Here is a 25,025-nt window from a genome sequence, read left to right as displayed (position 1 = left end):
CGGCAATTCGGATGAAACAATGAAACAACTCGATCGGGCAGAGATTTCTGCCAGCACGCTCTACATCGTTCCAACCCCGATTGGTAATTTGGGTGATATCACCCAGCGGGCGCTGACGGTGCTTTCGAGCGTCGATCTGGTCGCTGCGGAAGATACACGTCATACCGGGCTGTTGCTACAACATTTCGCCATCAATGCGCGACTCTTCTCACTTCATGACCACAACGAGCAGCACAAGGCTGAACTGCTGTTAACGAAGCTGCAGGAGGGTCAAAGCATAGCCTTAGTTTCCGATGCTGGCACGCCGCTGATCAACGATCCGGGCTACCATCTGGTGCGTCGCTGCCGTGAAGCGGGTATCCGCGTGGTGCCGCTGCCCGGTGCCTGTGCTGCCATTGCCGCGTTAAGTGCTGCAGGACTGCCATCCGATCGTTTCTGTTACGAAGGGTTTCTGCCCGCTAAAACCAAAGGCCGCTGCGATGCGCTGCGGGCGCTGGTGCAGGAGCCACGCACGCTGATTTTTTATGAATCGACCCACCGTCTGATCGACAGCCTGCAGGATATGGTGAGTGAGCTGGGTGCCGATCGTTACGTGGTGCTGGCGCGCGAGCTCACCAAAACCTGGGAGTCAATTTACGGTGCACCGGTTGGCGAACTGCTGGCCTGGGTGAAAGAAGATGAGAATCGCCGTAAAGGTGAAATGGTGCTGATTGTTGAAGGGCACAAGGTCGATGACGAAGACGCGTTACCGGCCGATGCGCTGCGTACGCTGGCGCTGCTGCAAAAAGAGCTGCCACTGAAGCGCGCGGCTGCGCTGACCGCTGAGATCCACAGCGTGAAGAAAAATGCCCTTTATAAGTATGCGCTGGAGCAGCAAGAGGCGTGACAAACGCCGGCGAATGTCCTATTATCCCGCGCCGAAGCTGACCAGACAGTCGCCGCTTTGTCGTCGTCCTCACTTGTGAGGAGACGGGCAGAGGGGAGGAAAGTCCGGGCTCCATAGGGCAGGGTGCCAGGTAACGCCTGGGAGGCGCAAGCCTACGACCAGTGCAACAGAGAGCAAACCGCCGATGGCCCAGAAATGGGATCAGGTAAGGGTGAAAGGGTGCGGTAAGAGCGCACCGCGCGACTGGCAACAGTTCGTGGCACGGTAAACTCCACCCGGAGCAAGGCCAAATAGGGGTTCACAAGGTACGGCCCGTACTGAACCCGGGTAGGCTGCTTGAGCCAGTGAGCGATTGCTGGCCTAGATGAATGACTGTCCACGACAGAACCCGGCTTAACGGTCAGCTTCGACTTTTTACCAGAAACCCCGCTTCGGCGGGGTTTTTGCTTTATGGGCTATGTGCGGACTGTGATGAATGACTGTCCACGACACATATTCTTATATAAGAGTACGATGGACGATTAGCTTTGAGATCGCGCATGCGCAGGAAACAGGGTCAGATCGGAAAGTCGCTTAAGCCAATCCTTGGCCGCTCGTCCCGCGCGTTTACGCACCTCATCCCTGAGGTGCGTAAACGCGCGGGACGCTTTCCTCTTCTGACCCTGTTCCCTGCGTGTTGAGTTGGTCATTGCGACCAGATTCATTCTGGTGTGAGAACGTCATCAGTCTGAAACCCCGCTTCAGCGGGGTTTTTGCTTTGTGGCGCTAACAACATTTAACCGCGGCCGTGCGGTTCATCCCAGTCAAACGCCGGGCCCAGCGAAATGACGCCGCTCGGGTTGATGGTCTTGTGGCTGCAGTAGTAGTGATGACGGATATGCGGCAGATTGACCGTCTCCGCAATGCCCGGCATCTGATAGATATCACGCAGGAAACCGCTGAGGTTTCTGTAGTCACCGATCCGGTGACGATCGCATTTGAAGTGGGTCACATAGACCGGATCAAAGCGCACCAGCGTGGTCCACAAACGCAGATCCGCTTCGGTCAGCTGATCGCCGGTGAGATAGCGATGCTGGCCCAGAATCTGCTCCAGCCGCGACAGCGAATGAAACAGCGCAGTGACGGCCTCATCGTACGCGGATTGCGACGTGGCGAAGCCCGACTTATAGACGCCGTTATTCACGGTGTCGTAGATCCAGCCATTCAGCTCATCAATCTTTTCACGCAGCGCAACGGGATAGTAGTCACCGGCACGGGCGCCCACCGCATCAAACGCACTATTGAACATGCGGATGATATCTGCCGACTCATTGCTGACGATGGTGTTCTGCTGCTTGTCCCACAATACCGGCACGGTGACACGCCCGCTGTATTGCGGATCGGCGTGCAGATAGAGCTGATAAAGGAACTCGTTCTGGTAGAGCTTATCGCCGGTCGCATCCTGAAAGGTGTCATCGAACGTCCAGCCATTCTCCAGCATCAATGGATGCACCACGGAGACATCGATCATGCTGTCCAGACCTTTCAGCTGGCGCATCAGCAGCGTGCGGTGCGCCCAGGGGCAGGCCAGCGAGACATAAAGATGATAGCGATCGCGCTCAGCGGCAAATCCCGCTTTACCTGCCGGACCGGCGCTGCCATCCGGCGTTACCCAGTTGCGAAAAGCCGACTCTGAACGCTTGAAACGTCCACCGGTAGATTTGGTGTCGTACCAGGTGTCATGCCAGACACCGTCAATTAACTGTCCCATAATGGCTCCAATGCAAACAGGGCGGAGAAATGTCCCCGCCCTGTTAAGTATATGTGGCAATACGCTTTATGTGAGATTAGCGCGTAATCGCCTGTGGTTTTCTTTTGCTGATCAGGCGATCAAGGCTGTATGCACCCGGACCGACCAGACCTAACACCAGGAAACCACCTGCGATAGAGAGGTTCTTCATGAACATCAGCTGGTTTACGCCTTCGGCGAAATTACTGTGAAACAGAAACGCGGTCAGGATGGTGAAGCCGGCAGTGAACAAGGCAGTAAAACGGGTCAGGAAACCAAACAGGATGGCCAGACCGCCGCCAAACTCCAGCAGGATAACCAGCGGCAGCATAAAGCCAGGGACGCCCATCGCTTCCATATATTGCTGAGTACCTGCATAACCGGTGATTTTGCCCCAGCCGGCCGTAATGAACAGGATTGGCATCAGGATACGAGCCACTAATAAACCAACGTCTTCGAATTTTTTCATCATTTACTCCAGCGCTATCAGGGATGCAGGGCAGACTGCCTGCAGGGTTTATGCCCGCTGAAAGCAGTTCTGCATTCATTGGGTTGATAGCTGGAGATGATAATCGCGGCGTGGAAAGGTTGTAAGCGAGATATACTGTCAGTGTTCTTCAGAAATTCTGAAGAAGAAAAGCCGGCCTTTTCAGGACCGGCTTTAAGCAGGATTAACGCGGGGGCATAGCAGACTTGATCATGCGCCAGGTGCTCCAGGCACCGAAGCCCCGCTTCGCCCAGCGCAACAGCTTGCTCGGACTGCGAATGGAGTAAACGGCCAGCGCGCTGCTGCCAATGGCCAGGTAGCGACGTAAGCTGAGGAAAGTAAACCAGCCGCGATCGTAGTGGGCGGTGCCTTCCAGCCAGTCACGCCGCGCAGCGCTTAAATCCAGCCGCTGCTGCTGCACGTGCTTAAGCAGTTCATGGATGCGTTCTTCACGTTCGCGGCGGCTCATCAGCGCTGGTCCTCAAGCAAATTACGGTCTGTTTCCAGCTCTTTGCGCGTGTGGCGCAACAGCGTGGACTGACGTGATTTGTGAAGCGTCCAGAGCCCGAAAATAACCGCCAGCAAAAACAGCGTACCGGTCGTGATGCCAATCGCCATCAGACGATATTGTGCATCGACTGCCCAGATGATCAGGACCATCAGGCTCATCAGACCAAATGCAGTGAACAACATTGTCAGGCCAATCATCAACAGCATCTGTATCAGATTCGCTTTCTCATGCTCCAGTTCCACCACTGCCAGACGAACGCGTGTCTCAACCATGCCAACCAGCGTGGTAACGATACGCTGGCCGATGTTAATGACCCCTTTAGCCGGGCCGTGGTTCTGCTGTGAGTCGGCCATGGTTAGCGACGCGAAATGAGCATGCCGAGTGCGACGCCAATCGCTGCACCGATACCCACACCATGCCATGGATTCTCACGCACGTAGCCTTCGGCTTTCTGCGCCGCTTCGCGCGTAGTCGCTGCGATGCGCTCGCTTGATTCGCCCAGACGCTCCCGTGAGCTGTCCAGCGCATCACGCGCTTTACTGCGAAGTTTATCCAGTTCGCCTTTGGATTTTTCGGTGCTGCTGCTCAGCACTTCTTCCAGGGTGTCGGCAAGGTTTTTCAGTTCAGCACGCAAATGTTCCGATGATGTGTCTTTAGACATAAAATACTCCTTTAACATCAGTTGGTTAATTCCGATTAATAGGGCTCCGCCTGTAACTTTTTCAGCTCCCGGCGCGCTTCATCCAGTTTTTGTTGTCGTTTGGCAATCTTCTCCCTGTCATGGCCCTCTTCACGCTCTTCCCTGAGTGCGTGCTCACGCTCAGCCACTTTCTGCTTCTGAGCATTAATTCTTTCCAGATGGGCGGCTTCCAGCTTTTTATCACTGCAGTCCGCCTGGACTTCGGTCAGTGCGCGCTCCAGTCCGTTAACCCGGCGCTGGTTGTTATGCTTCTGCGCCATCCCGATCTCACGCTGAATATCCTGTTCTTTCTGTTCACAAAGCGATTCTGCTGCCAGCAGTGAACCCGACAGCGAAAGCAGCGCGACGCCCAGTAATACTTGATATTTCATCGGTCCTGAACCTTCCATTGCGACCTGATTTGTCATCACGCGTCAGGCATTATGCCTGCAGGTGCTGAAAATCGACTCTCAGTTAAGCATAGACACCGATAGTAAAAAGTTCAAAGAAGACCGGGAGATAGAGAGCCTTTCAGACCGCCACACCCTGCCACGGCGGTCTGAAAGCAAAGAGAGGGTCAGATTACGCCAGAGAGAGGTGCTGAGCGTGATCGTGCTGGGCGACGATAAAGCCCTGCGGCAGAAGGCGGCGTAATACCTTCTGTGCGGCCAGGCTCTGCTCTTCACTGTCAAAATGGATGATCAGTGCGTCACCCGCAGGCGTGATGCTTTTGATACGGATCCCCTGCGCGCTTAATTGCTGATAGAGATAAAAGCCATCAGGCAGCGTTGCGCCAGCATGAGAAACCCGAATCTGCACCACCGTCTCGTGCTGCATCAGAGGAGGAACCACACAAAGCGCGGTCAGCGCAAGCGCGCCAGCAATCAACCACGGTATCCACCGTTTAGGAATAGCCTGCAGCAGTTTCATTACTCGGCTTTCCCGTTCTGATTCGCCTGACGCTTACGCCATAACACGACCAGCGACCCCACCAGGCCAAAGACCAGTAGCGCCAGTGGCAGCATCATCAGGAAGAACATCATCTCATCTTCATAACGACGGAAAATGGGGGTTTTACCCAGCGCAAAGCCGATAACGGTCAGAATGACCACCCAGAGGAAAGCACTCACCCAGTTAAAGAACTGAAAGCGGGCATTGCTGAGGCCTGATAACCCGGCGATGGTCGGCAGCAGCGTTCGCACAAAGGCGATAAAGCGGCCAATCAACAGGGCAGATAAGCCGTGACGGTGGAACATGCTGTGCGCGCGCAGATGATACTGGGCGGGAAGGTGAGAAAGCCATTTCTGTACCGTAGGCGTATTTCCCAGCCAGCGGCCCTGAATGTAGCTCACCCAACAGCCGAGGCTGGCTCCGGTGGTTAAAACCAGAATCGTTAACGGGAAACTCATGGTGCCTTTGGCAATCAGAACGCCGACCAGAATCAGCAGACTGTCACCCGGCAGAAATGCGGCAGGAAGCAGGCCATTTTCTAAAAACAAAATCATGAACAGCACGCCGTAAATGGCCCATACCAGCGTGGGGTCGGAGAGGGTTTCGTAGTCCTGTTGCCACAGGGCATGCAGCAACGCTTGCAAAATATCCATCAATCATTCCTGAACATCATTGTTAAACATGTCCCACAGGGACTTAAACGCAGACCGGCATTTCGTTATAAATTTTAGGAGCGCAGCCTGGGCGGGGTTTTCCGGATCCTTCCAGAATTGATTGTTAAATCAGCGACTTTATAAAACCCTGTCGCAAAGGGTAATAAAAGGGCGATAACTGTAACAAAAATCGCCTGTCTGAGACAGGAAAACTCTCTGGCGAACAGGAGTTTTACCTTGTGAAACGGCGTGTAAAAAGGAGCTTTACATGACCTGACACTATTGCAGATTAACTGACCATCTCAGGATGTTTTCAGGCACGTTTAGCGGGCGTTATTGGACCCATCAGGCAGGATGACCGGATTTTCACCAAACATGTAACGATCCACGTTAAATTCAAAATCATCCGCCGTCGCGTTAAACAGCATCTGTTTAGTATTTTCCAGATGTTGCCACATCGCCAGTTTGCTGGCGGCGGGATCTTTACGCATCAGCGCTTTAAGAATCTGATCGTGGTCGTCGCACCAGCTGAGAATGCTGCGCTGGTCGATGTGTTCGTGAAGTTTAAGCCAGTAGGGATTGTGCAGACGATGCAGCCACATTTTTTCAACGATAGCGGCTAAGGCACTGTTCTGGGTGGATTGCGCAATACGCACATGAAACTGCATGTCCCACTCGGAGTCGCGGAAGTGATCCTCCTGGCGGGCTTTTTCCTGTATCGCCATCAGATCGATAATGTCCTGACGCGTTACCTGGGTGGCAGCGAATTCCGCCACGTTACTCTCAATCAGCTGGCGCGCCTGAAGTAATTCAAACGGACCAAAGGTGGCAAACTCCAGCTGGCTGCTGGTGGCGGCGATACGATTCTGCTGCTGGCTGGCAATGACGTGAATGCCTGAACCTTTACGGACCTCAACATAGCCTTCCACTTCCAGCATGATGATCGCTTCGCGGACGACGGTGCGGCTCACTTCCATCTCTTCGGCAATAAGGCGCTCAGCAGGCAGTTTGTCACCCACCGGATAGATTCCGGTTTCAATGCGGCTTTTCAGCTCGCTGGCCAGCTGTTGATAGAGTCGACGGGATTCAGTGATGTCCATAGCACAATCCTGGTAGCAGACAGATAAGTTGTTATACCACTTCAGGGCGTGCGAGGAAATGGGCTGACATAAGCCAGCCCGGCAGATTAACTGCGAACAACGCTGGCCTGCGGAATAACCGCTTCACTATTCAGCTCTGAAATCGGTTTATTTTTCAGGACCGTCCAGATAACTACGGCACCCAGCAGATCAAACACCGCCAGTGCGGCAAACAGCGGGCTGAAGCCCAGCGTATCGGCCAGGGCGCCGACAACCAGCGCAAATAGGGTGCTGGCGGTCCAGGCGGCCATGCCGGTTAAGCCGTTAGCTGTCGCAACTTCGTTGCGGCCAAAAACGTCTGACGACAGGGTGATCAGCGCGCCAGAGAGGGCCTGATGCGCAAACCCGCCGACGCACAGCAGACCAATGGCGACGTAAGGACTGGTGAACAGCCCGATGGTGCCCGGCGCTATCATTAACACCGCACCCATTGTCACCACCAGCTTACGGGAGACGATCAGGTTAACGCCGAACCAGCGCTGAAACAGCGGCGGCAGATAGCCACCCAGAATGCAGCCGAAATCCGCAAACAGCATCGGCATCCAGGCGAACATCGCAATCTCTTTCAAATTGAAGCCGTAAACCTTAAACATGAACAGTGGGATCCAGGCGTTAAAGGTTCCCCACGCCGGTTCTGCCAGAAAACGCGGCAGCGCAATGCCCCAGAACTGGCGGTTACGGATAATCTGCAGGGCCGACATTTTGCGGGTGTTGCCGGTCTGATGCTGCGCTTCCTGACCGGAGAGAATATAGTCGCGCTCTTCATCGCTCAGCTTCGTCTGCTGTTTCGGGTGCTTGTAAAACACCAGCCAGCACAGTGCCCAGGTCATGCTCAGCACGCCGGTCATGATAAAGGCCATCTGCCAGCTGTGCGCCACGATCGCCCAGACCACCAGCGGCGGAGCCAGCATCGCCCCGATAGACGAACCGACATTAAAATAACCCACTGCGACGGAACGCTCTTTGGCCGGGAACCACTCACTGCTTGCCTTCAGTCCAGCCGGAATCATCGCTGCTTCAGCCGCACCGACGGCGCCACGTGCCAGAGCCAGGCCGCCCCAGCTGCCTGCCATTGCGGTTGCGGCACAGAATATTGCCCACAACACGGCAAACATGGCATAGCCGACTTTGGTGCCGAGAAGATCCAGCACATAACCTGCCACCGGTTGCATCAGCGTGTAGCAGGCTGAATAGGCCGCAATGATGTAGGAGTATTGCTGCGTGGTGATATGCAGCTCCGACATTAATGTCGGAGCCGCCACGGCGATGGTGTTACGGGTCAGATACCCCAACACTGTGCCGATCGTCACCAGCCCGATCATGTACCAGCGTAACCCTTTGATCTTACGCATCCTCTACCTCTTCCAGTTCTGTATGCGGTCTTGCCGCTGTTGTTATCTGGAGCGGGACAGCACGTGATGCAGCTCTGCTCACGCCCGCTGGTCCTGTCTCAGCAACCCTGTTATGACCTTGCCGTTATCTGAGTCACTAGTGATCTCATGATGGAGCGAGAGCCTAACTTGTTATACAACTTTAAAAGTTGAGAGCCATCACAAAAACCCTTTCTGCACTGTGGGATACTGGAAACGTGCGTAATGACAGCCATTTAGCGCGCTGCGAGCGACAGAGACGTCCATAACGGCAGTCAGGGACCGCCGTTTATGTGAGCAGGATCGCAAATAAATCCGTAACCAACTAAAATTGGTATGATAACTTTGGGCCATCAGTGGTTCAGTTGATGAGGAAGCTTGTATGTCACGTTTCATGACCGAGGATTTTTTACTGGATAGCGAATTCGCCCTTCGTCTCTATCACGACTACGCGAAGGATCAGCCGATTTTCGACTATCACTGCCACTTACCGCCGCAGCAGATTGCCGAAAATTATCGTTTTGCTAACCTTTATGACATCTGGCTGAAGGGCGATCACTACAAATGGCGGGCAATGCGCGCCAACGGTGTGGCTGAAGCGTTCTGTACCGGCAACGCCAGCGATCGTGAAAAATTTGATGCCTGGGCACGCACCGTGCCGCACACCATCGGCAACCCGCTTTATCACTGGACTCACCTGGAATTACGCCGGCCTTTCGGTATTACCGACACGCTGCTTTCTGAGAAAACTGCCGACAGCATCTGGCATCGCTGCAATGAACTGCTGGCGCAGGATAGCTTTACCACGCGCGGCATCATGCAGCAGATGAAGGTGAAGATGGTCGGCACCACCGACGATCCGCTGGATGACCTGCGCCATCACCGCGCACTGGCAGACGATGCCAGCTTCAGCGTCAAGGTGCTGCCGAGCTGGCGTCCGGATAAAGCCTTTAATATCGAAGCCGACACCTTCCTGCCGTGGATCGCGACGCTGGAGCAGCTGACCGACATCAGCGTGCAGCGTTTTGACGATCTGCGCCGCGCCCTGCACCAGCGGCTGGATCACTTTGCGGCTCACGGCTGTAAAGTCTCCGATCACGCGCTGGATGTGGTCTGTTATGCCGAGGCGGATGACGCCACGCTGGATGCAATCCTGGCGTGTCGTCGAAGCGGTGCCGCGCCGAACCCGCAGGAAACGGCCCAGTTTAAAACGGCGGTACTGGTCTGGCTGGGCAGCGAATATGCCCGCCGTGGCTGGGTACAGCAGTACCACATTGGCGCACTGCGCAATACCAACCCGCGCCAGTATCAGCTGCTGGGGCCGGATGTGGGCTTTGACTCCATCAACGACCAGCCGCTGGCGGAACCGCTGGCACGCCTGCTGGGCGCGCAGAATCTCAATAATGCACTGCCGAAAACTATCCTCTACTGCCTGAATCCGCGCGACAACGAAGTGCTGGCCACCATGGCGGGCAATTTCCAGGGCGAAGGTCAGGCGGGCAAAATGCAGTTCGGTTCAGCCTGGTGGTTCAACGATCAGCTGGACGGTATGCAGCGTCAGATGACGCAGCTGGCGCAGATTGGCCTGCTGAGCCGCTTCGTCGGGATGCTCACCGACAGCCGCAGCTTCCTCTCCTACACCCGCCACGAATATTTCCGCCGCTTGCTGTGTCAGATGATTGGCCGCTGGGTAGAGCAGGGGGAAGCACCCGCCGATGAAGCACTATTGGGTCAGATGGTGCAGAACATCTGCTTTAATAACGCCCGCGATTACTTCGGCATCGAGCTGGGAGCCTGATAATGAAAAGGCTAAACCGCCACGACTTTCCCGGTGCAGTCTATCGCGACCGGGTGATCCAGTTTGGCGAAGGCAACTTCCTGCGCGCCTTTATCGACTGGCAGATTGACTGGCTGAATGAACATCAGGGCACCGACGCCGGGATCGTAGTGGTGCGGCCGCGCAACCGTGAAGTCAGCGACAGCCTGAACCAGCAGGATGGTCTCTACACCACGCTGATCCGCGGGTTAAACGATCAGGGCGAACAGGTCAGCGCAACCCGGCTGATCCGCAGCCTGAGTCGTGAAATCCAGCCTTATCAGCAGATTGGCGAGTTTATGGCGCTGGCCCGTAATCCCGATCTGCGTATGGTCTTTTCCAACACCACTGAGGCGGGCATCGCTTTTGTCGGCACGGACCAGCTCACCGATCAGCCTGCCAGTAGCTTCCCGGGCAAACTTACGCAACTGCTGTGGGCGCGCTATTCACACTTCAATGGGGCCAGCGATCGGGGCTGGCTGGTGGTGCCGTGCGAGCTGATTGACCATAACGGCGACGCGTTGCGCGATCTGGTTCTGCGCTACGCCGATCACTGGCATCTGCCATCCGAATTCAAAACCTGGGTTCATCAGCACTGTGCCTTCTACAACACGCTAGTGGACCGCATCGTTACCGGTTTCCCGGCGGAAAGTGAGCAACTGCAACGTGAGCTGGGGTATGAAGATCGCTATCTGGTGGCGGGCGAAGTTTACTATCAGTTTGTGATTCAGGGGCCGTCGGCGCTGTTCAGCGAACTGAAGCTGGCGGCGCTGTCGCCGCAGGTCCGGCATGTGGATGATATTGCACCCTATAAAGCGCAGAAAGTGGCCATCCTCAATGGCGCGCATACCGCGATGGTGCCGGTGGCGTTTCTGGCCGGTATTGAGAGCGTGGGTGAGGCGATGGCCGATCCGGCCATTGCCGGATTTGTCGATAACCTGCTGCGTCACGAAGTGATCCCGACGCTGGATCTGCCTGCTAATGAGCTGCACGCCTTTGCCGATGCGGTTCAGCGCCGTTTCCGCAATCCGTTCATTCGTCATGCGCTGCTGTCGATTGCCCTGAATGGCATGACCAAATTCCGCACCCGTCTCCTGACGCCACTGCTTGCCGCACATCAGCAAACCGGCGAATGGCCGACACACATCACCTTTGCGCTGGCGGCGCTGATTGCTTTCTACCGCGGTGAGTCAGCTGGAAAAAGCTGGCCGTTACAGGATGAGCCGCAGTGGCTACAGCGCTACGCCGACGCCTGGAAAGCGGTTGATGCGGACCAGATGTTACCGCAACAGCTGGTGCATGCTGTGCTCAGCGACGCGCAACACTGGGGCGAAGATTTAACCCGTCAGCCCGGACTGGCTGCGGTTGTTACCCGACACCTGCAAAATATCATCGCTCACGGAATGCGTGAGGCGCTGAGCCAACTGAGATAACGCTATGCAAGATGCAATCAAAATTAATCCCCGCGACAATGTCGCCGTGGCGTTACGTGACCTGGATGCGGGCGCCACGATAGCGCTGCCGCCACTGAGCGTGGCGCTGCAACAGGCCGTGGGACGCGGGCATAAATTTGCCCTGCAGCCTATCGCGCAGGATGAGCTGGTAATCAAATATGGGCTGCCGATTGCCCATGCCACTCAGCCTGTGGCCGCCGGTGCGTTAATCCATTCGCAGAACGCGCGCACTAATCTCAGCGATCTGGATGAGTACGCGTATCAGCCCGATTTTGTGACGCTGCCACCGCAGCCGGGTGACCGGGAGGTACAGATCTACCGTCGCGCTAACGGCGAAGTCGGCATCCGCAATGAGCTGTGGATCCTGCCGACCGTTGGCTGCGTCAACGGGATTTCACGTCAGATCCTGCAGCGCTTCCTGAAAGAGACACAGGAGGCAGAAGGCATTGACGGTGCGTTCCTGTTCAGCCACACCTTCGGCTGCTCGCAGCTGGGGCAGGACCACGAAAACACCCGCACCATGCTGCAGAATATGGTGCGTCATCCCAACGCGGGCGCGGTGCTGGTGATTGGTCTGGGTTGTGAGAACAATCAGGTTGATGCCTTCCGCGATACGCTTGGCGCGTTTGAAAGCGACCGGGTCGAATTTATGGTCTGCCAGCAGCATGACGATGAGGTTGAAGCCGGGCTGGAGCGTCTGCATGCGTTGTATGAAAAAATGCGTCACGACCGGCGCGAGCCGGGCAAACTCAGCGAGCTGAAGTTTGGTCTGGAGTGTGGCGGTTCGGATGGTTTGTCTGGCATCACCGCGAACCCATTGCTGGGGCGTTTCTCGGACCAGATGATCGCCAATGGCGGCACGACCGTGCTGACCGAAGTGCCGGAAATGTTTGGCGCAGAGCGTATTCTGATGAGCCGCTGTCGCGACGAAGAGACCTTCGGCAAAACGGTGGCGATGATCAACGACTTTAAACAGTATTTTATCGATCACCAGCAGCCGATCTACGAGAACCCGTCGCCGGGCAACAAAGCGGGCGGCATTACGACGCTGGAGGAGAAGTCGCTGGGCTGTACGCAGAAAGCGGGGCAAAGCCAGGTGGTCGATGTGCTGAAGTATGGCGAGCGGTTGAAAACGCCGGGGCTGAATCTGCTGAGTGCACCGGGCAATGATGCGGTCGCTACCAGTGCGCTGGCGGGAGCCGGTTGCCACATGGTGCTGTTCAGTACCGGACGCGGCACGCCTTATGGCGGTTTTGTGCCGACAGTGAAGCTGGCCACCAACACGCCGCTGGCGGAGAAGAAGCCGCACTGGATCGACTTTAATGCCGGACGGTTGATCGAGGGGATGAGTATGGACGCAATGCTGGAGGACTTTGTCGACAGCATTGTGGCGATTGCCAGCGGTCAGCCGACCAACAACGAGAAGAACGATTTCCGCGAGCTGGCGATTTTCAAAAGTGGTGTGACGCTATAGTTTGTCAGGCAAACAATGGCGATCCTGATGTTGTTATTACCGTCGGTTAATCCTGTGCCCTTCGTGGGTGGCAGAGTCCGATCGCAAAGTCGCTTAAAGCATCCCTGCTCGCTCGGCCCGCGCCTTCCCTGGCGCGGGACGCTTTGCTCTTCGGACTCTGCCACCCACTCTTTGAGCTTTTGAGCTATCTGAAAGGTTAAGCCCGGCTGGTTTCGCGCTCCGCTTCTGCCTGACAGACCGCGGCGGTAAACAGAATATCGGTTGAGGAGTTCAGCGCGGTTTCCGCTGAATCCTGCAGGACGCCGATAATAAAGCCCACGGCCACCACCTGCATCGCCAGATCATTCGGAATGCCGAACATATTGCAGGCGACCGGGATCAGCAGCAGTGAACCGCCCGCCACGCCCGATGCACCACAGGCACAGAGTGACGCCACCAGACTCAGCAGAATCGCCGTCGGCACATCAATGCTGATCCCCAGCGTATGCACCGCCGCCAGCGTCAGCACGGTAATGGTGATCGATGCACCCGCCATACTGATGGTCGCGCCCAGCGGAATCGACACCGAATAGGTGTCCTCATCCAGAGCCAGACGTTTCGCCAGCGCCATATTCACCGGAATATTGGCGGCAGAACTGCGGGTAAAGAAGGCGGTCACGCCGCTTTCACGCAGGCAGGTGAAGACCAGCGGATAGGGGTTACGACGGATTTTCCAGAAGACCAGCAGCGGGTTCACCACCAGCGCCATCAGCACCATACAGCCCAGCAGCAGCGCCAGCAGATGGGCATATTGCCACAGCGCGCCAAAGCCGGTTGAGGCCAGAATCGACGCCACCAGACCGAAAATACCGACAGGCGCACAGCGGATGACGCAGCGCACCAGCCACGTTACCGCCTCAGAGGCATCATTGAGAAAGGCACGGGTGCTGTCACTGCTGTGACGGAACGCCAGACCCAGGCCAATCGCCCAGACCAGAATGCCGATGTAGTTCGCCTGCATCAGAGCCGTGATCGGATTCGACACCATGCTCATCAGCAGTCCACGTAACACTTCGGTGATGCCGGAAGGGGGAACGATTTCCGTGCTGCCCACCGCCAGCGTCAGCGTCTGCGGGATCAGATGGCTGAAGACCACCGCGACGACCGCCGCGAAGAAGGTGCTCAGCAGATAGAGCATAATAATTGGCCGGATATTGGTTTTCTGGCCTTGCTGGTGGTTGGCGATTGAGGCGATGACCAGCATCAGAACCAGCAATGGCGCGACCGCTTTCAGCGCACTGACAAACAGTTCACCCAGCAGACCGACCGCCAGCGCGGCATCGTGTGAAATCCAGGCGAGCGCCACACCGGCGATCAGCCCAATCATGATTTGCTTCACCAGGCTTCCGGCGAGCAGCGTGCCCAGACGTGCGGAGAGAGTTTTCTGCATAATATTTTCTATATTTTGTCGCGGATGTAGTTTCAGACGCGATGTTTTACATCGGCTAAAACGGTTTGCCCGGCGGAGTATAAGGAAATGACAGGCTGAGAAAAGAGAAAGTTCTGTCGCTGTGGCACAGGTCAGGTTTTTATTATGCTGGATAGTGGAAGTGTGACAGAGAGATGAAATGGCATGACAGGCTGCCACAAAATAAAACAGGGGCATCCGCTGCCCCTGCAGGTAATTATGGTGCGAGCTTTTTCTGGTCTCTTTTGCGGTTAACCCAGGCGTTGATCAGCAGGGTAGACGCCAGAATGGCACCGACTACACCCAGGGAGATACCGACCGGGATATGGTAAAGGTCGACAATCAGCATTTTGAAGCCGATAAACACCAGCACAATCGCCAGGCCATACTTCAGCATCGAGAAACGTTCCGCCACGTTCGCCAGCAGGAAGTACATGGCACGCAGGCCCAGGATAGCGAACAGGTTTGAGGTCAGCACGATGAACGGGTCGGTGGTCACGGCGAAGATCGCCGGGATACTGTCGACGGCAAAGATCACGTCGCTGAGTTCCACCATGATCAGCACCAGCAGCAGTGGGGTCGCAAACAGCACGCCGTTTTTGCGGGTGAAGAACTTCTCGCCGTCGAGATCGTCGGTCATGCGTAAATGTTTACGCAGCCAGCGCACCACGGGCTTGTCGCCCACCGCACCGTCATCCTCTTTCGCCAGCGCCATCTTCACGCCGGTAAACAGCAGGAAGGCACCAAACACATAGAGGATCCAGCTGAACTGCGTGACCAGCCAGCTACCCGCGAAGATCATGATGGTACGCAGTACGATAGCGCCCAATACGCCGTAGATCAGCACGCGGCGCTGCAGATTAGCCGGAATAGAGAAGTAGCTGAACAGCATCAGCCAGACGAAGACGTTATCGACCGCCAGCGCTTTTTCCAGCACGTAACCGGTCAGAAAGGCGAGCGTCTGCGTATTAGCCACTTCACGTCCCGCGCTGCCCTCCAGATACCACCAGAAGGCGGCGCTGAACAACAGTGAGACCGAAACCCAGATCAGCGACCAGACAGCCGCCTGCTTGAAAGACATGGTCTGTGCGCCACGGCGTCCCTGCAACAGCAGGTCGATAGCCAGCATGATCAGCACCACAACCGCAAAGCTGCCCCAGAGTAAAGGCGTACCCACAGTTTGCATATTCGTATCCTGTCTTAAAAAATAAAAAAACGGCTGAAGTCAGAAGACGTCAGCCGCTTATTTTTGTGTAAGCAAACCTCGCCTTCCGGCAAGGTCTCACTTACAACACAGAAATGGATTCCGGGTTGCCTGATGACCGGATGCTTGCGCAACGTAATGACGATCAATCAGCTTACAAGTTACTCCCCTTTGCAGGAGGGTAAGTTACGGTTTAACCGCACAGGAAGCAACTCCTCACAGACATATTTAGAAATATTTACACAGCCGCCCGATCGGCCGGGAAAATCACGCCGGTCTGACGGCGGATTTCAGTCAGCAGCGCGGCGGTAATGCGCGAAACCTCCAGTGCCGGATGGTCCACCTGTCGCTGCTCAACCAGCCGGGCAAAAGCGGCCGCTTCATACAGCATGGTATTGATATGCTGCGGCTGACTTAGCGCCTGCTTTTCCGCACCGCGAGGGATAAAGGTCAGCTGCTGGCACTCCGATAGCTTTTCAATCACCAGCGCGCCCGCCTCACCCTGAATCTCACTGGGCAGGCTGGAATCGCTTACCTTTGAATGCAGAATCGTCACGTCGAAATCGCCGTAGCTCAGCACCACCACACCATGCGCATCAACGCCGCTCGCCAGCAATGTCGCGGTGGCCTGCACACTATCTGGCTCGCCCCACAGCGCCACCGCCGAGGCCAGGCAGTAATACCCGATATCCATCACCGAGCCATTCGACCAGCGCGGATCAAAGGTATTGGGGTTCTCGCCGTTGAGATAGCGCGGATAACGTGAGGAGTACTGGCAGTAATTCAGCAGCGCTTTTCGCAGTTTACCCACGTCAGGCAGCGCCTGCTGCAGCCGCAGGAAATTCGGCAGGCTGGCGGTTTTAAACGCCTCAAACAGCACCACCTGATGCTCACGGGCGCAGGCGATCATCTTCTCTGCTTCGGTCAGATTCGAGGCCAGCGGTTTTTCGCAAATGACATGCTTGCCGTGCGACATAAACAGCAGCGCCTGCTCGCAGTGCAGGGCGTTAGGACTGGCAAGATAGACCGCATCGATCGCCGGGCTGGCGGCCAGGGCGTCCAGTGACGTGAAGGTCTGTTTGCAGGGATAATCGGCGATAAAGGCGTCAGCCTGCTGCTGACTACGTGAATAGACCGCGCAGAGCTTCATTGCCCCGGTTTCATGAGCGGCATCAATAAACTGGCGTGTAATCCAGTTTGTTCCCACAATGGCAAAACGAATCACGTCATCTCTCCGGCAGCGGTAAAGCGGCAGAGTAACATCTCACCGACGCGGTGCAAGCGCGCCGGGCAGGCAGGGATTGATCCTGCGATCCGCATTCCAATACTATGCGGAAGCGAGAATAAACAGGCATCAACCAGGGAGCACAGGTGAAAGCAAGTAAGCACGCATTAAACTGGACCACATTGCTGATTGCCATTCCGGTCGGGTGTGCGGCGTCGCTGGTGACGCTGGCTTTTCGTGGCGTCATTGAACTGATCAACCATCTGCTGTTTGCCCGCAGTGGCGACATTACCGAATCCCTGCATCTCTGGCCGTGGATCTTCTGGCCGCTGCTGGTGGGCGCGGGCGGCGTGCTGGCGGGCTTTTTCCTGCGTTATGCGGTTGCCATTGAGCAGCAGCAGACGGTGAAAACGGATTACCTTGAAGTGATCAACGCCCGGCTCGATGCGGTGCCGACCAAAACCTCACTGTTCCGCGCCTTGTCGTCGATTGCCAGTATCGGGAGCGGTGCGTCGATCGGTAAAGAGGGGCCGATGGTGCAGCTCTCGGCACTGTGCGGCAGCGCGATTGGCCGCCTGTTACCGTCCTCGCTTAACCTGAAAAACAGTGATGTGGTGGCGATGGCGGCCGCGGCGGGCCTCGCGTCGGTCTACCATGCGCCGCTGGCCTCCGCGATTTTCGTCGCGGAGATCGCCTTCGGCATTTCCGCGTTGCAGCGGCTGATCCCCCTGATTATCGCTTCGGCGACGGCGGTGATGACCATGTGGACGCTGGGCTTCCGCAGCGCGCTCTATCCGCTGGCGGAGGCGAGCTTCGCTATGGATCTCAGCAGCCTGCTGATGACGGTGGTGATTGGGCTGAGCGCCGGACTGGCGGGCTGGATGCTGATTAAGTGCATCGCCCGCAGCAAAGTGCTGTTCAGCCGGGTCGCCTCGCTGCCCGTGCGTCTGGGCGTGGGCGGCTTTGCGGTCGGGTTACTGGCGCTGATCTCCACCGATATCCTCGGCAACGGCTATGAAGTCATCGTCAAAGTGATGGCGGGCAACTATCTGCTGCCGGGGCTGCTGCTGTTGCTGGTGCTGAAAACCCTCGCCACCAGCCTGTCGGTAGGATCGAACGCGGTCGGCGGACTCTTTACGCCTTCGCTGCTAATTGGTGCACTGCTTGGCGTCATCATCGCCACGGTGGGTGCGGCGCTGCATCTGCCGCTGGGTAACGTGCTGCTCTATGCCGCGATTGGCATGGCGGCGGTGCTGGCGGCGGTCAGTCAGGCACCGTTGATGGCGATGCTGATGGTGCTGGAGATGACGCTCAACAGCAGCCTGCTGTTCCCGCTGATGATTGCCACCGTGCTGGCTTCAATGGTGGTCTATCGCCTGCAATCGGCCAGTACCTATCCGGTCGTGAGTCATCACTTCAGCCGTTCAGAGGCGAAATATGATTTCGATAACATGCGCATTGCCGAGCTGATTATTCCCGGTGCGGCGTTGCAGCCCGAGGAGTCCGTGGGGCAGGCGCTGGCGGTCAGCTCGCTGAAGCGTGAACGCTATGTTTATGTGATCAACGCTGCGGGTGCCTTCCTCGGCGTGGTCTCGATTCATGAGATTTCGCGCCGGGTGCTGGCGCAGGAGATCACACTCGATTCACCGGTACAGTGCGTGATGGATCAGGACTTCCCGGTGGTGTTTGAGAATCAGAGTATGCGTGAAGGGTGGGAGGCGTTTGCGGCGGTCACGCTGGAGCGACTGCCGGTGCTGAATAATCCTCAGGAGCGACGCTTTCTGGGCGCGCTGACTAAAACCAGCCTGATTCAGAAAGCGCAGGAGTTTCTTTAAGCCGCGTTACCGCGCATCGCCTGGTCAGTCATCCAGAGTCGCGCATCAAATTCGAGCTGGTGATAATCCGGCTCCATATGGCAGCAGAGCTGATAGAACGCCTTGTCGTGATCTTTCTCTTTCAGGTGCGCCAGTTCATGCACCACGATCATCCGCAGAAACGGTTCCGGCGCGAGGCGGAAAAAGGTCGAGATACGAATTTCCGCTTTCGCCTTGAGTTTGCCGCCCTGAATCCGCGAGATGGCGGTGTGCAGCCCGAGTGCGTGCTTCATCACCTTAATCTTGTTATCCCACATCACTTTGCTGATCGGTGGTGCGTTGCGCATATAGCGGTTTTTCAGCGCCTGGGTGTAGTCATAGAGCGCTTTATCACTCATCACGTCGTGCGTGTCGGGATAACGTTCCTGCAGAAACGCACCTAAGCGCTGGTGGGTAATCAGCGTCTGAACCTGCTCAAGCAGAGGGGCAGGATAGCCCTGAAGGTAGATCAGTGAGGACATTAGGGATTCCAGGCGAAAGACAGTATACTGCGCCCCCGTTTTTGGGGCGAAAATCAATCAAAGTGTACCACGCCGGAGAATTCATGAGCCAACTTGAACTGAACGATCGCACACTGATCCTGCATCGCTTCCCGCAGATGCGTGACGAAAGTCCATTACAAGCCTGGGATGCGGCTGATGAATATCTGTTACAGCAGGCGCTGCCGGAAGGACCGGTGCTGGTCTTCAACGACAGTTTCGGGGCATTAACCTGCGCCCTGAGTCCACGCACCGTCTGGCATGTCAGCGACTCCTGGCTCAGCCAGCAGGCCGCCCGTCAGAACCTTTCCTTTAATGGGCTGGATGATAGCGACGTACACTTTGTTGATAGCCTGGCTGAACTGCCAGCGGCTCCCGCGGCGGTGCTGATTAAGATACCGAAAACGCTGGCGCTGCTGGAGCATCAGCTGCGTGCCATTCGCGAAGTGGTCACACCGGATACGGTGATTCTGGCGGCGGCGCGCGCCAAAGAGATCCATAACTCGACTCTGCAGCTGTTCGAACAGATCATCGGTGAAACCAAAACCTCACTGGCGTGGAAAAAAGCGCGTCTGATTTTCAGCCAGTTCAGCAAGCCTGCACTGCGTGAGGCGACGCCGACGCTGGTCTGGCCGCTGGATGGCACCCCTTACCAGATTCACAACTACGCCAACGTCTTCTCACGTTCGTCGCTGGATATCGGCGCACGGCTGTTTGTGCAGCATCTGCCGGAAAACATTGAGGGTGAGATTGTCGATCTGGGCTGTGGCAACGGCGTGGTAGGACTGGTGGCGCTGGAGCAGAATCCGCAGGCCGAAGTGCATTTCCTTGATGAGTCTTATATGGCGGTCGCCTCCAGCAAGCTTAATGTGGAAGTGAACCGTCCTGACGATCTGTCGCGCTGCCAGTTCCTGGTGAACAACGTGCTGAGCGGCTATCCGTCGGATCGGCTGCACGCGGTGCTGTGCAATCCGCCGTTCCATCAGCAGCACGCGGTCACCGATCACCTTGCATGGCAGATGTTCCGCGATGCGAAACGCTGCCTTCAGTATGGCGGCGAGTTGCGCATTGTCGGCAACCGCCACCTCGATTATCACCACAAGCTGAAGAAGCTGTTCGGCAACTGCACGCTGATCGCCTCTAACCAGAAGTTTGTGGTGCTGCGCGCGGTGAAAATGCGCTAGTCAGACCGTTAACGCCAGCTGCGTCGCCTGCGCAATGGCGCGGCGCGCATCCAGCTCCTGCGCTACGTCTGCGCCACCTATAACCGTCACCATCTGTCCCTGTGCACGCAGTGCGGCTTCCAGTTCGCGCTGCGGCTCCTGTCCGGCACAGATAATCACGTTATCCACCGCCAGCAGCAGCATTTCGCCGTTACGCCGCAGATGCAGGCCGCTATCATCAATCGCCAGATACTCTACGCCGCCCCACATCTCCACGCCGCGTGCCTGCAGACTGGCGCGATGGATCCAGCCGGTGGTTTTTGCCAGCCCGGCACCGGGTTTCCCCGTCCGGCGCTGCAGCAGCCAGATTTGCCGTAACGCGGCAGGCGGCTCAGGTTTCACGATGCCGCCGCGCTGCGTCAGGCTGTGGTCGATGCCCCATTCGGCGTAAAACGCCGCCCGATCCTCGTCATGTGAAGGCTGTGACAGATACTCCGCCACATCAAAGCCAATCCCGCCCGCGCCGATAATCGCCACCCGTTTACCCACCGGGCGCTTATCGCGCAGCACCTCAAGATAGCTGAGCACGCAGGGGTGATCGATGCCCGGAATATCGGGCGTGCGCGGCTGGATGCCGGTTGCCAGCACCACTTCATCGGCGTCACACAGCTGATCCGCCGTGACCCGACAGCCGGTTTTAACCGTCACGCCCGCAGCCGCCAGCTGATTGCGGAAATAGCGCAGGGTTTCGCTGAACTCCGATTTGCCGGGGATCTGCCGGGCAATATTGAACTGGCCGCCAATGTCGGGCGCGGCTTCATACAGCGTCACCTGATGACCGCGCTGCGCTGCCTGCAGCGCAAACGCCATCCCGGCGGGACCGGCACCCACTACTGCCAGCCTGCGCGGTGCGGTGCTGGCGATAACCGGCATCAGCGACTCATGGCAGGCGCGTGGATTGACCAGACAGGAGGTGATCTTCCCGGCAAACACCTGGTCGAGGCAGGCCTGGTTACAGGCAATGCAGGTGTTGATGCTGTCCGGTTCGCCGCGCTGCGCTTTGCTGATAAAGGCGGGGTCGGCGAGGAAAGGGCGCGCCATCGAGACCATATCGGCGCAGCCCGACTGCAACAGCTCTTCGGCAACGGCGGGGTGGTTGATGCGATTGGTGGCGATCACCGGCACTGACACATGGGCGCGCAGACGCTGCGTCACCCAGGCAAAGGCCGCGCGTGGCACGCAGGTGGCGATGGTCGGGATGCGCGCTTCGTGCCAGCCAATGCCGGTATTGAACAGCGTGACGCCACACTGCTCCAGCTCGCCCGCCAGCAGCAGCGTCTCCTCCAGCGTGCTGCCTTCTTCGATCAGGTCGAGCATCGACAGCCGGAAGATGATGATAAAGGCGTCGCCGGTTGCGGCGCGAACCGCGCGGGTAATCGCCAGCGCGAACTGCATCCGCTGGCGGAAGTTGCCGCCCCAGCGGTCGGTTCGCTGATTGGTGTGCTTCACCAGAAACTGATTAATCAGGTAGCCTTCGGAACCCATAATTTCCACGCCATCATAGCCCGCCTGCTGGGCCAGCCGGGCGCAGCGGGCGAAGTCATCAATGGTCTGTTCAATCGCCGCCTCGCTCATCGCCTGAGGCGTGAACGGGTTAATCGGTGCCTGACGTGCCGAAGGCGCAACCAGATCGGGCTGATAGCTGTAACGGCCGGTATGCAGGATCTGCAGGGCGATTTTGCCCTGATGCTGATGCACCGCTTGCGTGATCTGCCGATGCCAGCTGCACTGCGCCTCGTCGGTGAGCATCGCGCCATGCGCGGTGGTGACACCCTGCGCATTGGGCGCAATGCCGCCGGTGACGATCAGCGCAACGCCTTCACGCGCCCGCTCGCCATAGAACGCCGCCAGCCGGGCTGCGCCATCCGGATGCTCTTCCAGACCGGTGTGCATCGACCCCATCAGAAAGCGGTTTTTCAATTGGGTAAAGCCAAGGTCCAGCGGCGTAAACAGCGCAGGATAATCAGGATTGACGGACATTGTAGTCACTCACAGTTAAGTGGTCGGATGAGTTCACTCTAGCCACTTCTGCGTTAAAAAAAAGTGAAAGAATGTCAGGGTGTGAGTGAAATCATAAACATCGGTGGGGAAGTGCTGATGAGCGGGAGCAGGGAGGTTGTGTGTTACGCAGCACCGCCATCTCCTGCATCGCTTTTGATGTTCAGCCCGGTTAACCGGCTCTGAAACCGCTAACGCCGCCGGATCCACGAATAGCGTGAGCGATAGCCGCTGCCATGGTGAGTATTAAAGCGGTAGCTTGATCCGCTCTCCGCCATGCAGTAGGTGCAGACATTCACGTTATCGATCTGCGCGGCCGGCACACCCGCGTTCACCAGCAACTGCGTCGCCAGCGCAGGCAAATCGAACCAGACGCCCTGCTGGTGGGCAGAGGCCTGAGTACGCTGCGCCAGCGGGTTGACCGGCTGGTTCCGGTGCCAGCGCAGCCCGCTGGCAAACGCCGGGTTCTGCGCTATCTCCGCCAGTTGCGGTTCAGCCAGTTCATAGCAGCAGGGCCCCATCGCCGGGCCGATGGCCACCACCAGATCCTGCGGCTCACAGCCCAGCTCGCCCAGTTTTTCCACGGCGCGGGTCAGCACGCCCGCCAGCGTGCCCTTAAGTCCGGCATGAACTGCCGCCACGATCCGTTGCTGGCGACCGGCGAACAGCACCGGCAGGCAGTCAGCGGTATAAACCGCCACCGGGCGCGTCCCGCTGCCGATCACGCCATCCGATTCGCAGCTTTTCGGCGGGATGTTCTCAATGTCGGTGACCACGGTCGCGCTGTGGCGCTGATGTCCCCAGGCGGCATCGGCGGGAGGCGGCTCACCGGCGGGCTGAAACGCATAATCGAGCCACTCCAGCGAATCGAGCAACGGCGAGCGCGGAATCACGGCCATAAGAATCTCCTGTTATAACAGCGTGCGTTGGGCTGCCCACAGCTTACGTTAACTGCTACATTTTTGAAGCTTCTCCTCAGACCTTTCTCACCTTAAGGATGAAATGATGAAAACCTCCGCAAAACTCGCTGCATCCGGACTGGTCGCGCTGCTGCTGACCGGCTGCACCTCGTCGACACATCAGACCGCGCAACAGCAACTCGGCCAGCAATCGGTGCTGGCGCTGAACTGGTTCCAGCAGTCTGGTGAATATCAGGCACTGACCTGGCAGGCGTTTAACACCGCGCGCATGGCGTTTGATCAGGCACCGTCGCTGGCCGGCAAACCCAAAGCGGTGATTGTCGATCTGGATGAAACCATGCTGGATAACAGCGCCTACAGTGCATGGCAGGCGAAGAATGGCCAGCCGTTCAGCAGCAAAACCTGGTCAGCCTGGACGCAGGCGCGTCAGGCGAAAGCGGTGCCGGGTGCAGTAGAGTTCGCACGTCATGTGACAGAGAATGGCGGTACGCTGTTCTATGTGTCGAACCGCGATCAGAAAGATTACGCCGCCACGGTCGCCAATATGCAGCAGCTCGGCTTCCCTGACGTCAGCGATAAAACGGTACGTCTGAATACCGACAGCTCCAACAAGCAGGCGCGTTTCGATGCCATCAAAAACGCGGGCTACAACGTGGTGCTCTATGTCGGCGACAACCTCAACGATTTCGGTGGCTCGACCTGGCATAAGGGTAATCAGACGCGTCGCGACTTTGTGAATCTTAACCACCAGCAGTTTGGTACGCAGTTCATCGTGCTGCCGAATCCGCTTTACGGCGACTGGGAGAGCGGAATGGCGGAAAACTACAATAAACTGACACCGGAACAGCAGCTGTCGGTGAGGGAATCACGGCTGCAGACCTGGAACGGTAAATAATTCGTCAAGAAAAAGAGCCTGCCCGTTCAGGCTCTGTTCAGAAATGGCCCTGATTTACTTACTGCCGTCACTATTCTGCTGCAAATCAAATTAATCATCTCTTGCTTCATTCTTCTCTTATTACAGGCATATTTAACTGGATGTCAGCAATTAAGCCGGTGGATTGTGCTAATAGTTAATTTTTTAATTAAGAGTATTCCTGGTAAAAAGCACACCGGTTGGTATGGCAGTGCATATCCCCTTATTTATTAATTGTATTTATTTGTCAGCGGTGACTTTAGTTTATTTTTACTTCTTTTTTAGCTAATTGATTTTAATGGCTTAATGAGGCGATTGGTTTATCTAACCTCATTTCTGCTGCTGAATTAAATTTACTTAAGCCTGACCTTTACTGACCGTTGACTGACAAAAACCGCGTTGTTAAATCGCTGTGAAATATTGCGCGTGCATTGAAATTGGTTAGCGTCTATAACCTTTTTCTGTGACTCAGTTCTTATTAACCTGGCGGCTCACGCTTTATTTGTGAGCCGATACACTTTGTGGTTAGCCAGGATGCGACATCCCGGTAGTAG

Annotated in this window: 23 protein-coding genes and 1 other RNA gene; 8 read left to right on the top strand and 16 right to left on the bottom strand. The window is 56.8% G+C overall.

Going from position 1 to position 25,025, the window contains the following annotated elements:
- Nucleotides 1–19: 19 nt before the first annotated feature.
- Together rsmI and rnpB are read left to right on the top strand one after the other, a co-directional pair.
- A complete protein-coding gene (gene rsmI / locus AC6I8C_RS16155) occupies nucleotides 20–886 on the top strand; it encodes a 16S rRNA (cytidine(1402)-2'-O)-methyltransferase (RefSeq protein ID WP_419964485.1) in 867 nt (288 codons plus the stop codon).
- A 33-nt stretch (nucleotides 887–919) separates the two neighbouring features.
- Nucleotides 920–1,298: RNase P RNA component class A (rnpB, locus tag AC6I8C_RS16150), an RNA gene on the top strand.
- Nucleotides 1,299–1,661: 363 nt separating this feature from the next.
- Here the strand turns inward: rnpB and AC6I8C_RS16145 are convergent.
- The 10 genes from AC6I8C_RS16145 to AC6I8C_RS16100 all read right to left on the bottom strand — a co-directional run bounded on the left by AC6I8C_RS16145 (nucleotide 1,662) and on the right by AC6I8C_RS16100 (nucleotide 8,426).
- Nucleotides 1,662–2,636, bottom strand: a complete 975-nt coding sequence (locus tag AC6I8C_RS16145) for a glutathione S-transferase family protein (protein ID WP_497823048.1) — start codon at nucleotides 2,634–2,636, stop codon at nucleotides 1,662–1,664.
- 76 nt (nucleotides 2,637–2,712) lie between these two features.
- The gene (locus tag AC6I8C_RS16140) at nucleotides 2,713–3,123 is read right to left on the bottom strand and encodes a DoxX family protein (RefSeq protein ID WP_098052311.1); all 411 of its coding nucleotides are present in this window, start codon (nucleotides 3,121–3,123) and stop codon (nucleotides 2,713–2,715) included.
- 202 nt (nucleotides 3,124–3,325) lie between these two features.
- Nucleotides 3,326–3,610, bottom strand: coding sequence for a YqjK-like family protein (locus AC6I8C_RS16135; protein ID WP_013359134.1), 285 nt, complete (start codon nucleotides 3,608–3,610; stop codon nucleotides 3,326–3,328).
- Nucleotides 3,610–4,005 (bottom strand): phage holin family protein, encoded by a 396-nt coding sequence (locus tag AC6I8C_RS16130; RefSeq protein ID WP_033733987.1) that lies wholly within the window; start codon nucleotides 4,003–4,005, stop codon nucleotides 3,610–3,612. Before AC6I8C_RS16130 ends, AC6I8C_RS16135 begins: the two co-directional genes overlap by 1 nt.
- 2 nt (nucleotides 4,006–4,007) lie before the next feature.
- Nucleotides 4,008–4,313, bottom strand: coding sequence for an ElaB/YgaM/YqjD family protein (locus AC6I8C_RS16125; protein ID WP_090966135.1), 306 nt, complete (start codon nucleotides 4,311–4,313; stop codon nucleotides 4,008–4,010).
- A gap of 35 nt (nucleotides 4,314–4,348) precedes the next feature.
- Nucleotides 4,349–4,723 carry a DUF1090 domain-containing protein gene (locus tag AC6I8C_RS16120; RefSeq protein ID WP_033734732.1) on the bottom strand — a complete coding sequence of 125 codons (375 nt, stop codon included), beginning with the start codon at nucleotides 4,721–4,723 and terminating at the stop codon, nucleotides 4,349–4,351.
- Nucleotides 4,724–4,913: 190 nt separating this feature from the next.
- The gene (mzrA, locus tag AC6I8C_RS16115; RefSeq protein WP_013359131.1) at nucleotides 4,914–5,261 is read right to left on the bottom strand and encodes an EnvZ/OmpR regulon moderator MzrA; all 348 of its coding nucleotides are present in this window, start codon (nucleotides 5,259–5,261) and stop codon (nucleotides 4,914–4,916) included.
- Entirely contained in the window at nucleotides 5,261–5,935 is a 675-nt protein-coding gene (locus AC6I8C_RS16110; RefSeq protein WP_003850219.1) for a DedA family protein, read from the bottom strand. Before AC6I8C_RS16110 ends, mzrA begins: the two co-directional genes overlap by 1 nt.
- Before the next feature lie 323 nt (nucleotides 5,936–6,258).
- Nucleotides 6,259–7,035 carry a transcriptional regulator ExuR gene (exuR, locus tag AC6I8C_RS16105; protein WP_013359130.1) on the bottom strand — a complete coding sequence of 259 codons (777 nt, stop codon included), beginning with the start codon at nucleotides 7,033–7,035 and terminating at the stop codon, nucleotides 6,259–6,261.
- Between the two features lie 86 nt (nucleotides 7,036–7,121).
- Entirely contained in the window at nucleotides 7,122–8,426 is a 1,305-nt protein-coding gene (locus AC6I8C_RS16100) for an MFS transporter (RefSeq protein ID WP_497823047.1), read from the bottom strand.
- Nucleotides 8,427–8,826: 400 nt separating this feature from the next.
- Between AC6I8C_RS16100 and uxaC the strand changes: the two genes are divergently transcribed.
- From uxaC to AC6I8C_RS16085, 3 genes are read left to right on the top strand one after another with little or no spacing between them, the layout of a single operon-like run.
- Nucleotides 8,827–10,242 carry a glucuronate isomerase gene (gene uxaC, locus AC6I8C_RS16095; RefSeq protein ID WP_497823046.1) on the top strand — a complete coding sequence of 472 codons (1,416 nt, stop codon included), beginning with the start codon at nucleotides 8,827–8,829 and terminating at the stop codon, nucleotides 10,240–10,242.
- A gap of 2 nt (nucleotides 10,243–10,244) precedes the next feature.
- Complete coding sequence (locus tag AC6I8C_RS16090; RefSeq protein ID WP_497823045.1) at nucleotides 10,245–11,693, top strand: tagaturonate reductase; 1,449 nt, start codon at nucleotides 10,245–10,247, stop codon at nucleotides 11,691–11,693.
- 4 nt (nucleotides 11,694–11,697) lie between these two features.
- Complete coding sequence (locus tag AC6I8C_RS16085; protein ID WP_497823044.1) at nucleotides 11,698–13,188, top strand: UxaA family hydrolase; 1,491 nt, start codon at nucleotides 11,698–11,700, stop codon at nucleotides 13,186–13,188.
- A gap of 196 nt (nucleotides 13,189–13,384) precedes the next feature.
- Here the strand turns inward: AC6I8C_RS16085 and sstT are convergent, their stop codons facing one another.
- The 3 genes from sstT to AC6I8C_RS16070 form a co-directional block, all read right to left on the bottom strand.
- Entirely contained in the window at nucleotides 13,385–14,617 is a 1,233-nt protein-coding gene (gene sstT / locus AC6I8C_RS16080) for a serine/threonine transporter SstT (RefSeq protein ID WP_497823043.1), read from the bottom strand.
- Between the two features lie 235 nt (nucleotides 14,618–14,852).
- The gene (locus AC6I8C_RS16075; protein WP_013359123.1) at nucleotides 14,853–15,821 is read right to left on the bottom strand and encodes a TerC family protein; all 969 of its coding nucleotides are present in this window, start codon (nucleotides 15,819–15,821) and stop codon (nucleotides 14,853–14,855) included.
- 256 nt (nucleotides 15,822–16,077) lie between these two features.
- Entirely contained in the window at nucleotides 16,078–17,064 is a 987-nt protein-coding gene (locus tag AC6I8C_RS16070; RefSeq protein WP_497823042.1) for a Gfo/Idh/MocA family protein, read from the bottom strand.
- A 146-nt stretch (nucleotides 17,065–17,210) separates the two neighbouring features.
- Between AC6I8C_RS16070 and AC6I8C_RS16065 the strand changes: the two genes are divergently transcribed.
- A complete protein-coding gene (locus AC6I8C_RS16065) occupies nucleotides 17,211–18,899 on the top strand; it encodes a chloride channel protein (RefSeq protein ID WP_497823041.1) in 1,689 nt (562 codons plus the stop codon).
- Here AC6I8C_RS16065 and AC6I8C_RS16060 read toward each other — a convergent pair.
- Nucleotides 18,896–19,399, bottom strand: coding sequence for a M48 metallopeptidase family protein (locus AC6I8C_RS16060; RefSeq protein ID WP_013359120.1), 504 nt, complete (start codon nucleotides 19,397–19,399; stop codon nucleotides 18,896–18,898). The genes AC6I8C_RS16065 and AC6I8C_RS16060 overlap by 4 nt on opposite strands.
- 83 nt (nucleotides 19,400–19,482) lie before the next feature.
- Here AC6I8C_RS16060 and rlmG point away from each other — a divergent pair, with 83 nt between their 5' ends.
- Nucleotides 19,483–20,601: a 23S rRNA (guanine(1835)-N(2))-methyltransferase RlmG gene (gene rlmG / locus AC6I8C_RS16055; protein ID WP_497823040.1), complete on the top strand. Its 1,119-nt coding sequence runs from the start codon at nucleotides 19,483–19,485 to the stop codon at nucleotides 20,599–20,601.
- Here the strand turns inward: rlmG and AC6I8C_RS16050 are convergent, their stop codons facing one another.
- Nucleotides 20,602–22,620: an FAD-dependent oxidoreductase gene (locus AC6I8C_RS16050; protein WP_497823039.1), complete on the bottom strand. Its 2,019-nt coding sequence runs from the start codon at nucleotides 22,618–22,620 to the stop codon at nucleotides 20,602–20,604.
- Nucleotides 22,621–22,829: 209 nt separating this feature from the next.
- The gene (locus AC6I8C_RS16045; RefSeq protein WP_497823038.1) at nucleotides 22,830–23,537 is read right to left on the bottom strand and encodes a purine nucleoside phosphorylase YfiH/LACC1 family protein; all 708 of its coding nucleotides are present in this window, start codon (nucleotides 23,535–23,537) and stop codon (nucleotides 22,830–22,832) included.
- 106 nt (nucleotides 23,538–23,643) lie between these two features.
- On the opposite strand from AC6I8C_RS16045, the gene AC6I8C_RS16040 reads away from it, so the two are divergent.
- Nucleotides 23,644–24,453, top strand: a complete 810-nt coding sequence (locus tag AC6I8C_RS16040) for a 5'-nucleotidase, lipoprotein e(P4) family (RefSeq protein WP_497823359.1) — start codon at nucleotides 23,644–23,646, stop codon at nucleotides 24,451–24,453.
- The last annotated feature ends 572 nt before the right edge of the window (nucleotides 24,454–25,025 follow it).

The organism is Pantoea sp. X-Soil-YNGN-844 (assembly GCF_059730595.1).
This window is presented reverse-complemented; position numbering and strand designations above follow the sequence as displayed.

Bases quoted from the DNA above. Each gene is read 5' to 3' on its own strand.
- rsmI (WP_419964485.1), top strand. From the start codon at position 20: ATGAAACAACTCGATCGGGCAGAGATTTCTGCCAGCACGCTCTACATC.
- AC6I8C_RS16145 (WP_497823048.1), bottom strand. From the start codon at position 2,636: ATGGGACAGTTAATTGACGGTGTCTGGCATGACACCTGGTACGACACC.
- AC6I8C_RS16140 (WP_098052311.1), bottom strand. From the start codon at position 3,123: ATGAAAAAATTCGAAGACGTTGGTTTATTAGTGGCTCGTATCCTGATG.
- AC6I8C_RS16135 (WP_013359134.1), bottom strand. From the start codon at position 3,610: ATGAGCCGCCGCGAACGTGAAGAACGCATCCATGAACTGCTTAAGCAC.
- AC6I8C_RS16130 (WP_033733987.1), bottom strand. From the start codon at position 4,005: ATGGCCGACTCACAGCAGAACCACGGCCCGGCTAAAGGGGTCATTAAC.
- AC6I8C_RS16125 (WP_090966135.1), bottom strand. From the start codon at position 4,313: ATGTCTAAAGACACATCATCGGAACATTTGCGTGCTGAACTGAAAAAC.
- AC6I8C_RS16120 (WP_033734732.1), bottom strand. From the start codon at position 4,723: ATGAAATATCAAGTATTACTGGGCGTCGCGCTGCTTTCGCTGTCGGGT.
- mzrA (WP_013359131.1), bottom strand. From the start codon at position 5,261: ATGAAACTGCTGCAGGCTATTCCTAAACGGTGGATACCGTGGTTGATT.
- AC6I8C_RS16110 (WP_003850219.1), bottom strand. From the start codon at position 5,935: ATGGATATTTTGCAAGCGTTGCTGCATGCCCTGTGGCAACAGGACTAC.
- exuR (WP_013359130.1), bottom strand. From the start codon at position 7,035: ATGGACATCACTGAATCCCGTCGACTCTATCAACAGCTGGCCAGCGAG.
- AC6I8C_RS16100 (WP_497823047.1), bottom strand. From the start codon at position 8,426: ATGCGTAAGATCAAAGGGTTACGCTGGTACATGATCGGGCTGGTGACG.
- uxaC (WP_497823046.1), top strand. From the start codon at position 8,827: ATGTCACGTTTCATGACCGAGGATTTTTTACTGGATAGCGAATTCGCC.
- AC6I8C_RS16090 (WP_497823045.1), top strand. From the start codon at position 10,245: ATGAAAAGGCTAAACCGCCACGACTTTCCCGGTGCAGTCTATCGCGAC.
- AC6I8C_RS16085 (WP_497823044.1), top strand. From the start codon at position 11,698: ATGCAAGATGCAATCAAAATTAATCCCCGCGACAATGTCGCCGTGGCG.
- sstT (WP_497823043.1), bottom strand. From the start codon at position 14,617: ATGCAGAAAACTCTCTCCGCACGTCTGGGCACGCTGCTCGCCGGAAGC.
- AC6I8C_RS16075 (WP_013359123.1), bottom strand. From the start codon at position 15,821: ATGCAAACTGTGGGTACGCCTTTACTCTGGGGCAGCTTTGCGGTTGTG.
- AC6I8C_RS16060 (WP_013359120.1), bottom strand. From the start codon at position 19,399: ATGTCCTCACTGATCTACCTTCAGGGCTATCCTGCCCCTCTGCTTGAG.
- rlmG (WP_497823040.1), top strand. From the start codon at position 19,483: ATGAGCCAACTTGAACTGAACGATCGCACACTGATCCTGCATCGCTTC.
- AC6I8C_RS16050 (WP_497823039.1), bottom strand. From the start codon at position 22,620: ATGTCCGTCAATCCTGATTATCCTGCGCTGTTTACGCCGCTGGACCTT.
- AC6I8C_RS16045 (WP_497823038.1), bottom strand. From the start codon at position 23,537: ATGGCCGTGATTCCGCGCTCGCCGTTGCTCGATTCGCTGGAGTGGCTC.
- AC6I8C_RS16040 (WP_497823359.1), top strand. From the start codon at position 23,644: ATGAAAACCTCCGCAAAACTCGCTGCATCCGGACTGGTCGCGCTGCTG.